Origin of the sequence: Flagellimonas eckloniae (assembly GCF_001413955.1) — a bacterium.
Taxonomy (GTDB): Bacteria; Bacteroidota; Bacteroidia; order Flavobacteriales; family Flavobacteriaceae; genus Flagellimonas; species Flagellimonas eckloniae.
Genome location: NZ_LCTZ01000002.1, coordinates 614239 through 623700 on the forward strand (window position 1 = coordinate 614239; position 9462 = coordinate 623700).

Sequence of the window (9462 nt, forward strand, 5' to 3'; positions counted from 1 at the left end):
GATTAAAATCAGCTCGCATATTGTTGGACAAATGCTTTGGCCTCTTTTATTTCAGGTCGTTCACTATTAGAATTCTTGGTCAGTTCAATAAGTTGATTAAAGTAGTCTACAGCTATCTCATTTTTATCTGATTCTTTTGCTGCAATTGCAGCACCATAGACACCATTGAATCTATTAGGGTGTCCTTTTAAATTTATCTCATAAGCTTCTAGTGCTTCTACAGGTTTGTTTAGTGCTAAGAGCATATCGCCCAAAAGCTCATCAGCGGGTAATACTTCTCCAGGAGTTACGGCATGTTTTGAGGTTTCACCTTCTAATTTAGCGGCTGTTTCCATCAAAACAAGAGCATCATCACTATTGCCTTTTGCTAATTCAATCCAAGCTTTGGCGGAATGTATTTGCACGTTTACTTGACCCGCTTTGTACACCTCTTTTGAATCTAGAAGACTTTGATGTAGTGTTTTTAAGGATACTAGTTCATTTTCCGCTGATTTTACATCCGCAGTATGGGAATAACCCAATGCTTTGCCAAAATGTAACATGGCTTTTTCCCAATGCAAATTCTCCCATGGAAAGTTAATCGTTGGTAATTCAAGTTTAGAGGCCTGCTCCCAGTTTTTGTTCTCTAAAGCCATTCTAACGGGCATTGCGGTTAAAGCATAAGTGGCAGCAAAGTGGTCTTTGGGAAAAACTTCTTTTACTTCTTGCATTTCCTTCAATTGTTCGGCTGCTTTTTGATTGTCTCCCATCTGCAAATAGCCATATACCAAATAATCAACTGCATGAATTTCCTGTGCCCAACTTGCAGTTGGATTAACACTTTCTGCGTAGCAGGTTGCAGAAGATGCAGAATTTAGATTTGTGTTGATAGATTCGTCCCAAAGCCCCAAACGTGTAAATATATGTGATGGCATATGCTGTGCATGTGCTGAAGCTGGTGCAATTTCGGCATAACGTCTTGCTGTGGTCAATGCCTTTGCTGCCAGTTCAGGATAATCATAATTATGAATAATATAATGTGCAATCCCGGGGTGGTTGGGCTTTTCAACAAAGAGATCTTCTAAAATTTTTCCTGATTTTTTTTGTCTGGAATAGGTTTTATCATTGGGGTCTGCAGCGGCTCGGATGGCCAATGCATAGAAAACTGCAGCTTCAGTATCGCCTTCATGTTTATTATATAGCTCTTCCATTTTCTTTTCATACATTCTCTGTCTAGTCAGTTTGTCAATATTTTGCCAATCTGTATAGAAGACGCTAATCGCATCCAAATAATCTTTTTCCAAATCGGATTTTGGTAGTTTGTTTGCCAATTTTATAAGTTTCTCACCTTTTTCTAAATAACTAAGGTCAGATTGCATCCAAAGTGATTGAAAGATACTCATTGAAACTCCCCAATAAGCCATTGCACAATTTGGGTCCATATCAATTACTTTCACAAATGCTTTTTCAGCTTCGGCATATTCAAAAGAGTGCAGAAGTGATAATGCCAAATCAAAAGTGGCTCTGGTCTCATAACTACAGGATAACGAAAAATTTACCTCCCCAAAACTTTCTGTACTACACAATAAGAGCTCTCCTCTTTTAAGGTCGATGGAGGCCAATGCAGGGTTTTGTTTTTTGTTTTTACAGGAAAATAAGCAGACGGTTAGAATTGTGCTTACTGCCAACCATACCTTTTTTGAATGTCTCATGAATTGAATAGAATAAATAAAATGTTCCTTTTTGTTCTAGCGGGGGAATCAAATAGTGCTTAATGTGTCAATATTACGGTGCTGTCTCGGGAGATGGAAATCACGGCGCCGTAGGTCTGAATGGATAATTGTAACCAATAGTTGGTTGCAAATCAGGGCGTAAGGTAACAAAAGTTATGGGATGTTAGCAATAAAGATGTTCTATATGCTTGTTCTTAATATATTTTGGTGTGTTTTGCTGTATTACTTACCAGTAATCAATTTAAGGTAGAGCTGCTCTACCTTATCTCTAGCCCATGGAGTTCTTCTCAAAAATTTAAGACTGGATTTAATTGAAGGATCTTTTTTGAAACAATTGATATTGATTCTGTTTGCCAACTCATCCCATCCGTAATGTTCTTCTAAAAGGGTCAATATATCTACTAACTTTACACCATGTAATGGGTTGTTTGGTTGTCGGTTGGAATTATTTTGATTTTCCATGCTGAGATTTAGGTTAGCAAATTTCGATTAACAATCACTTAAGAACACCCCAACGGCAAGACCACCTTCCGAAGTTTCCTTGTATTTAGAACTCATGTCCTTAGCAGTTTCCCACATGGTATTTACAACTTTGTCTAAAGGTACTTTAACTTCTTTTGGATTGGTGTCCAATGCCAGTTCTGCGGCATTGATTGCTTTAATGGCTCCCATGGAATTTCGTTCAATACAAGGAACTTGTACCAATCCGCCAATAGGGTCACAGGTTAGCCCTAAATGATGTTCCATAGCAATTTCCGCTGCAACTAGGACCTGTTCTGGTGAACCACCCAGCAGTTCGGTTAATGCTCCAGCAGCCATTGCAGATGAAACGCCAATCTCTGCTTGGCAACCACCCATAGCGGCAGATATTGTGGCACCTTTTTTAAAGATGCTCCCAATTTCACCAGCTACAAGCAAGAATTTTTTAATGTATTCAAAATCTGCCTTGTGATTTTCAATGACCATATAGTACATCAATACCGCAGGGATAACGCCAGCACTTCCATTGGTTGGAGCGGTAACAACCCTTCCTAAAGAGGCATTTACTTCATTGACGCTAAGGGCAAAACAACTCACCCATTTAAGAATTTGCCTAAATTTAACTTCTGTTTTTCGGATAGTTCCCAACCATTCTTTGGGATTGGAATACGAAAGGTCTCCTTTTAATTTTTCATGCATTTCATAAGCACGTCTTCTTACATTTAGCCCACCCGGTAAAGTACCTTTGGTATGGCAACCTAAATACATACATTCCAGCATAGTATTCCAAATCCGTTCCAATTCTACATCAATTTCAGAACCCGTTCTTAACGAAAGTTCATTCTCTAGAACAATGGCAGAAATAGATTGATTTTTTTCTTCGCAATAGCGGAGTAGTTCGTCACCAGTTTTTATGGGACATGGAAAAGTTTTGAATACTTCATCGTTTTCTTTTGAATGAAGCAACTCCTCTTTCACAACAAAACCACCACCAATGGAATAGAATGTCTCTAATGTGACATCTCCATTAACTAAAATCGCTTCAAATTGTATTCCATTGGAATGAAAGGGAAGAAATTCTTTTTTAAAAATGATGTCTTCATCAATATTGAATGCTACCTTTTGCATACCGTCAAGATGAAGTTGTTTTTCAATCTTTAACTTTGAAATTATAGTGTCTATATTTTCTGTAGGTACTGTTTCAGGGTCGCTGCCCAATAAACCCATGACAACGGCAATGTCTGTGGCATGTCCTTTTCCGGTAAGGGACAAAGATCCATACAGGTGAACTTTGACATTAAGAACAGCTTTGAAAACTTCTTGCTCCTTCAACTCCTTAATCCAACGCTCTGCAGCTCTCCAAGGCCCTAATGTATGGGAGCTTGAAGGGCCTACGCCAATTTTCAACATGTCAAAAACACTTATACATTCCATAGTATAACATTGTGTAAGGCCAAAGATAGACAGGCATTTTGAAATTAATACTATCCTTACATATCTTTATAATATGACACCTTGTCATATTCTTTCACATGGCATAATCATTGACATTTTAAGTGCGAGATAAAAAAGAATTTTCAATAGATATAACTTTAGATACAATGAGCAAAATTATAGGTATAGACTTAGGTACAACAAACTCCTGCGTCTCTGTGATGGAAGGAAACGAACCCGTGGTAATTCCAAATGCTGAGGGTAAGCGTACGACTCCCTCTGTAATTGCATTTGTGGAAGGTGGAGAAATAAAAGTGGGAGACCCTGCAAAAAGACAGGCAGTTACAAATCCACACAAAACCATTTATTCTATCAAACGATTCATGGGCAATAAATTCTCTGAATCTAAGAAAGAAGCAGACCGTGTTCCTTACAATGTTGTAAAAGGAGACAACAATACACCAAGAGTTGATATTGACGGTCGTTTATATACTCCCCAAGAACTTTCAGCCATGATACTTCAGAAAATGAAGAAAACAGCTGAAGATTATTTAGGTCAAGATGTTTCAAGAGCAGTGATTACCGTGCCTGCTTACTTTAATGATTCACAAAGACAGGCTACAAAAGAAGCTGGTGAAATAGCCGGTTTAACTGTAGAGCGTATTATCAACGAACCAACGGCTGCATCTTTGGCCTATGGTATGGATAAAAAAGATACAGATCAAAAAATAGTTGTTTTTGATTTTGGAGGTGGTACACATGATGTTTCCATTCTTGAATTGGGTGATGGTGTTTTTGAAGTTTTGGCTACAGATGGAGATACGCACTTAGGTGGTGATGATGTAGATCAAAAAATTATTGATTGGTTGGCCGAAGAGTTTAAAAAAGACGAATCAATGGATTTGCGTGAAGATGCCATGGCATTACAAAGACTAAGAGAGGCAGCTGAAAAAGCAAAGATTGAACTCTCATCTTCTGCGCAGACTGAAATCAATTTGCCTTATGTTACAGCTACGGCTTCTGGACCAAAGCACTTAGTTAGGACGCTGTCTCGTGCAAAATTTGAGCAATTGATAGAAGATTTGGTAAAAAGGACTATTGAACCTTGTGAAACGGCATTGAAATCTGCAGGACTTTCAAAAAGTGATATAGATGAAATTATCTTGGTAGGTGGTTCAACACGTATCCCAGCTGTACAAGAAGCTGTAGAGAAATTCTTTGGAAAGAAACCTTCAAAAGGAGTAAACCCTGATGAGGTTGTTGCCGTTGGAGCTGCTATTCAAGGAGGGGTGTTAACTGGAGATGTAAAAGATGTTCTGCTATTGGATGTTACCCCACTTTCTTTGGGAATTGAAACAATGGGAAGCGTCTTTACCAAGTTGATCGAGGCAAACACCACGATTCCTACAAAGAAATCACAGGTATTTTCTACTGCAGCTGATAACCAGCCTTCGGTTGAGATTCACGTATTGCAAGGAGAGCGTCCTATGGCTGCGGACAACAAAACCATTGGTAGATTCCATTTAGATGGAATTCCACCTGCGCCAAGAGGAACACCTCAGATTGAAGTAACTTTTGATATTGACGCAAACGGTATCATCAAAGTTTCGGCAACGGATAAGGCAACAAACAAAACGCAGGATATCCGTATTGAAGCTTCATCTGGATTAACTGAGGAGGAAATTCAGAAAATGAAAGCTGAGGCTGAAGCTAATGCTGAATCTGATAAAAAAGCAAAGGAAACTGCGGATAAGTTGAATGAAGCTGATGGGATGATTTTCCAAACGGAAAAACAACTGAAAGAGTTTGGGGATAAATTATCTGAGGATAAGAAAAAACCAATTGAAGATGCTCTAGAAGAGTTGAAGAAAGCTTTTGAAACCAAGGATTTGGTAGTTATTGAGCCAGCTTTGGAGAAAATCAACGAAGCGTGGAAAGTTGCTTCTGAGGAAATGTATAAAGCCCAAGCAGAATCTACGCAAGCAGGAGGTGACCCAACTGCTGGAGCAGGAGCAGAGGCGTCATCCAATGGTGCTTCGGAAGGAGATAATGTTGAGGATGTGGACTTCGAAGAAGTCAAGTAGCCCGTCCTGAGCAGGGTCGAAGGATAGACTTCGAAGAAGTGAAATAATAACGGGGATTCATAAAAAAAGCCCGCAAATTGCGGGCTTTTTTTATATAATAGGCCCACGTCATCTTTTCCTTGCTTTAAAATTTTTCATAAACTTTTCTGCGCTGGTTCCTGATGGTCCACGTCCAATCAATTTCAACTCATTAAGATGATTTTTAGCCTTTTCAAAATCATTTAGTATAGAGTATATCAGAACACAGTTCCAATGGATTCCAGTGGCTACTTTTTTATTAATCCTTGCTTTTTTGTCTTTTACATTCTTTTCTAGTAATTCATTTTCCCATATCTGGGTAACTTCTTTTAATTTGTCCATTGAATCTTGGTCAGTGCCATCTCCAAAACTGATTAATGCACGTTGAACGATTTCAATTGCTCTGTCCAATTCTGGATAAGTGATTTTTTTCCCTTTTGCTGTATTGATTTTTATTGATTCCGATTTTTCTCGATAACCGAGCGCATCATTTATAAAATTTGCTCCTTTGGAGAGCGCAGAATTATAGGATGTTTTTTCCAATTCTTGAGTAAAAGCCAATTCGTTGTCTATCCAATACTTTTTTAGCTCATCGGAAGAATCTCTTTTTGGGGTTGTTTTGTGCAGTGTTGTGTTTTCGACAACCTCATCCAAGTACATCTTGCCTTCTTTATCGTAGATACTAACAGATACGGGGCATTTGTACATCACATCATAAAAGAACGCTGCATTATCCTTATTTTTTTCAAACTTTGTTTCTATTTCAAATCCGCTAAGTACAATTTCTGCAGTAAAATCTGCATTGTCCGATTTCTTATTGAACCCATCAATTTTGATATGTTCATTTGCAATAACCTGCTCATCAAGAATTAACCTTTCATAAATCATCTCAGGGAGTTTTGGTTTAATGGGCTTGCCGGCAATAAGCTTTTCAGCGGCTGAATAGTTTTTGTAGGTTTCCACCTCGGCTAAATACTGTTCACTAATACTTTCGAGGTTTGCCAGATATGCTTCTTGCTCTTCCAAAATTGCTGTTTTGTTTTGCTGCACCACTTTGGGAGTGAATGTCCAAGTGAGCTCCATTCTAACAGTTGGATATTGAATGTAGTTGAACTCAATTTTTTTGCTACTAGATCTCTGGGCTTGAGTATGGAAGCAAAAAATAAATGCAAATAATAGAACTATTTTTTTCATAACGCTTAGGTTGGGTTTATCATTTTTTAACTTGTATACAAGGAAGTGACATCCAAGGTTTTTTTTGGAAGAAACTTTTCAAAAATCTAACTTATACTAGATATTATGAATTTATCAGTTCCGGTTGATAACTGAAGTGTGTAGATTTGTGAAAGGGGATTTCGAATTGATATGAGTTTTGAGAAAGAAATTTGATTTCACCCAACTTCTTTATATTTGGTTAGCATCAAAAGGCATAAAAAAAACCGCAATGAATATTGCGGCTTTTTGTTTAAAAGAGTGATCTAAGCTGCATTCAATTGGCGTATTTCCAGCTCCTGAAGTTTTTTCAAAGCCTCGGCTTTTGAATTCACATTTAATTTCACATAAATATTTTGAATGTGGAAATTTACAGCACTTGGAGTTACGCAAAACCTGTCGGCAATCATTTTATAGGTGTATCCTTGAGTAAGAAGCTCTATAATTTGATTTTCCTTTTTTGAAAATCGCTCAAAAGTTTTGATTTGGAAAGAGTGGATGATTTTCTTGGCAATATCATGTTCCAAGACCACACCATGCTGGTGCAACTCATCAAGGGCATTAAAGAATCGGTTTTTGGTCAAAGGTTTTGTCAAAAAGCCATGGGCACCCTTTTTAAAGGCTTCCCTAATAGTTTCAAAATCGCATTTCTCACTTATCATCAAGATTTTGGGAGGAGTATTTTGTTTATTGAAATATTGAATTCCATCTATTCCCGAGATTCCGGTCAAATTCACTTCAGACACAATAATATCTGGATTGGTTCTTCCCGGATGAGACATAAATTTATTTACCGATGTATGTATTTCTACTGATTTATAGGATAGCTCTTCGCTAAAATAGAATCGATAAAGGGGGTATAATTTTTCGTCATTATCAATGATTACAATTTTTAATGGGTTAGTTTTCATGTTTCGAAATTTGGATTATCTGATTTTGTCATTGTCTACCTTCATTTTACCTTGATTTAAGGCAATATGCATTCTGTCCGTCATATCCTGATGACATTACACCAAGGAAAAGCTTTTGATGTTTCAAAAGATTAATTTGAAAACAATGGTAAGCTTCACCGATGTCTTAATCGGATATGCTGATAACAATCCTATGAAAGGATTAAATCAATAGAAGTCTAGAAAAGGTTTTTGATATGCTAAAAAAATACCCTTAATTGGTTAGGGGGGTGTAATGTAGCACTGAGAATTGTAGCTTTTTTCATAGTTATAAGATTTGGGATCTTGTATTATTTCAGAAATTAAATTAGGATATTTTTTCTTTCAGAAGTAATTTTTGTGGCTTTTTTCGTTCAAATGCACTTTTATGTTTTCAAGAAAAATAGGATATCCATGCAAACTAAAGAACTTCAAATAGCTAATAATCAAATAATAAGAGTATTTATAACCAACAAAATAGGATGCTCTTTTGGAGCATCCTATTCTAGTAAATCGGTTCAGTTGAAATAATACAACCCGTTTCTATGATAAAGTTTAGTTTTCCCTACGTCTAGTATATCATAGGTTAACAATCATTAGTATCTCGATATTTGACAAAATCAGATTAACCCTCAGGTAATGAACCGATCTATGTATTATTTTTAGTCTTGAAAAGAAGTACTTGTGTACTGGTGCGTTAGCGTTGTTCTTAAGTTTTCATCACTGTAGGCCACCATGGTATCATCTGTGGACTGACCTCTATAAGCGATGGTAACTTGTTCGATGGTGTGATTTTGCCCTCTGTTGGATACAACATAGCTTTCTCCTTTTTCAATATCAAGCTGTATGGCATAATCATCCCTGCTGCTGTTGATGTGACTACCAAGGTTTACAGAAGGGGTAAGGCTATTGTAAGCCACTTGGGAAGCATAAAGGTCTAGACCACCAAATCCATCACGCCCGGCAGAAGCAAAGAAAAGAAGCGTACCGTTGTAGATATTGGGGTATAATTCATCTTCTTTGGTATTTACCTTGGGGCCAAGATTTTTTGACACTCCTAAACTTCCATCCTCATTGATATCGGCAACGTAGATGTCATATTTTCCAAAGCTACCTCTCATGTTGGAAGCAAAGAAAAGACGCTTACCATCTGCTGTTATAGTTGGGTGTTTGGCAGAAGCATATTTTGGACACACCTTTAATTCAGTAATATTGGTCCATTTGCCATTTATCTTTTCGGCCCGATAAATTTTGTGTACCACTTCTTTTTTAGAGAAGACCCCATACAATGGTTTTTGTTCACCAACTTGGCTAAAATAAGCTATGTTGCCGTCATCGGTTATTGATTTCGACGGGATATAACCTTCAAGTGTTGATAAGTGACCGTTACTATTTTCAAGTTTCATTGGATTTTGTGCAGCAACTTGATTTATGCAAAACAGTCCGATAATTAGAGCGAAGTTGTAGGCTAGTAAACTTTTCATGATATAGGGATTTGGGGATTAATACATCACAAAGTTGGGGAAACATTTTGAGAATTACTTATGAATTTTTCATAGGTTTTGAATTTTAACGATTAAAAATGATTTTTCA

General features: G+C 37.3%; 7 protein-coding genes. 1 reads left to right on the top strand and 6 read right to left on the bottom strand.

The annotated features are described in order from the left end of the window. Positions 1-8 precede the first annotated feature (8 nt). The 3 genes from AAY42_RS02720 to AAY42_RS02730 all read right to left on the bottom strand — a co-directional run bounded on the left by AAY42_RS02720 (position 9) and on the right by AAY42_RS02730 (position 3626). Positions 9-1691, bottom strand: coding sequence for a tetratricopeptide repeat protein (locus AAY42_RS02720; protein WP_055392467.1), 1683 nt, complete (start codon positions 1689-1691; stop codon positions 9-11). A gap of 243 nt (positions 1692-1934) precedes the next feature. After that, positions 1935-2174, bottom strand: coding sequence for a VF530 family protein (locus AAY42_RS02725; RefSeq protein ID WP_055392468.1), 240 nt, complete (start codon positions 2172-2174; stop codon positions 1935-1937). A gap of 27 nt (positions 2175-2201) precedes the next feature. Further along, on the bottom strand, positions 2202-3626 hold the full coding sequence (locus AAY42_RS02730) for an L-serine ammonia-lyase (protein WP_055392469.1): 1425 nt from the start codon (positions 3624-3626) through the stop codon (positions 2202-2204). A 167-nt stretch (positions 3627-3793) separates the two neighbouring features. Here AAY42_RS02730 and dnaK point away from each other — a divergent pair, with 167 nt between their 5' ends. Next, the gene (gene dnaK, locus AAY42_RS02735; RefSeq protein ID WP_055392470.1) at positions 3794-5710 is read left to right on the top strand and encodes a molecular chaperone DnaK; all 1917 of its coding nucleotides are present in this window, start codon (positions 3794-3796) and stop codon (positions 5708-5710) included. Between the two features lie 108 nt (positions 5711-5818). Here the strand turns inward: dnaK and AAY42_RS02740 are convergent, their stop codons facing one another. From AAY42_RS02740 to AAY42_RS02750, 3 genes are all read right to left on the bottom strand, one after another. Beyond that, the gene (locus AAY42_RS02740) at positions 5819-6922 is read right to left on the bottom strand and encodes a hypothetical protein (protein WP_139063621.1); all 1104 of its coding nucleotides are present in this window, start codon (positions 6920-6922) and stop codon (positions 5819-5821) included. Between the two features lie 284 nt (positions 6923-7206). After that, the gene (locus AAY42_RS02745) at positions 7207-7851 is read right to left on the bottom strand and encodes a response regulator transcription factor (RefSeq protein ID WP_055392472.1); all 645 of its coding nucleotides are present in this window, start codon (positions 7849-7851) and stop codon (positions 7207-7209) included. 680 nt (positions 7852-8531) lie between these two features. After that, the gene (locus AAY42_RS02750; protein WP_055392473.1) at positions 8532-9353 is read right to left on the bottom strand and encodes a TolB-like translocation protein; all 822 of its coding nucleotides are present in this window, start codon (positions 9351-9353) and stop codon (positions 8532-8534) included. Positions 9354-9462: the final 109 nt, after the last annotated feature.

What these genes read in the sequence shown, in the direction of transcription:
- AAY42_RS02720 (WP_055392467.1), bottom strand. Translation starts at nt 1,691, where the DNA reads ATGAGACATTCAAAAAAGGTATGGTTGGCAGTAAGCACAATTCTAACC.
- AAY42_RS02725 (WP_055392468.1), bottom strand. Translation starts at nt 2,174, where the DNA reads ATGGAAAATCAAAATAATTCCAACCGACAACCAAACAACCCATTACAT.
- AAY42_RS02730 (WP_055392469.1), bottom strand. Translation starts at nt 3,626, where the DNA reads ATGGAATGTATAAGTGTTTTTGACATGTTGAAAATTGGCGTAGGCCCT.
- dnaK (WP_055392470.1), top strand. Translation starts at nt 3,794, where the DNA reads ATGAGCAAAATTATAGGTATAGACTTAGGTACAACAAACTCCTGCGTC.
- AAY42_RS02740 (WP_139063621.1), bottom strand. Translation starts at nt 6,922, where the DNA reads ATGAAAAAAATAGTTCTATTATTTGCATTTATTTTTTGCTTCCATACT.
- AAY42_RS02745 (WP_055392472.1), bottom strand. Translation starts at nt 7,851, where the DNA reads ATGAAAACTAACCCATTAAAAATTGTAATCATTGATAATGACGAAAAA.
- AAY42_RS02750 (WP_055392473.1), bottom strand. Translation starts at nt 9,353, where the DNA reads ATGAAAAGTTTACTAGCCTACAACTTCGCTCTAATTATCGGACTGTTT.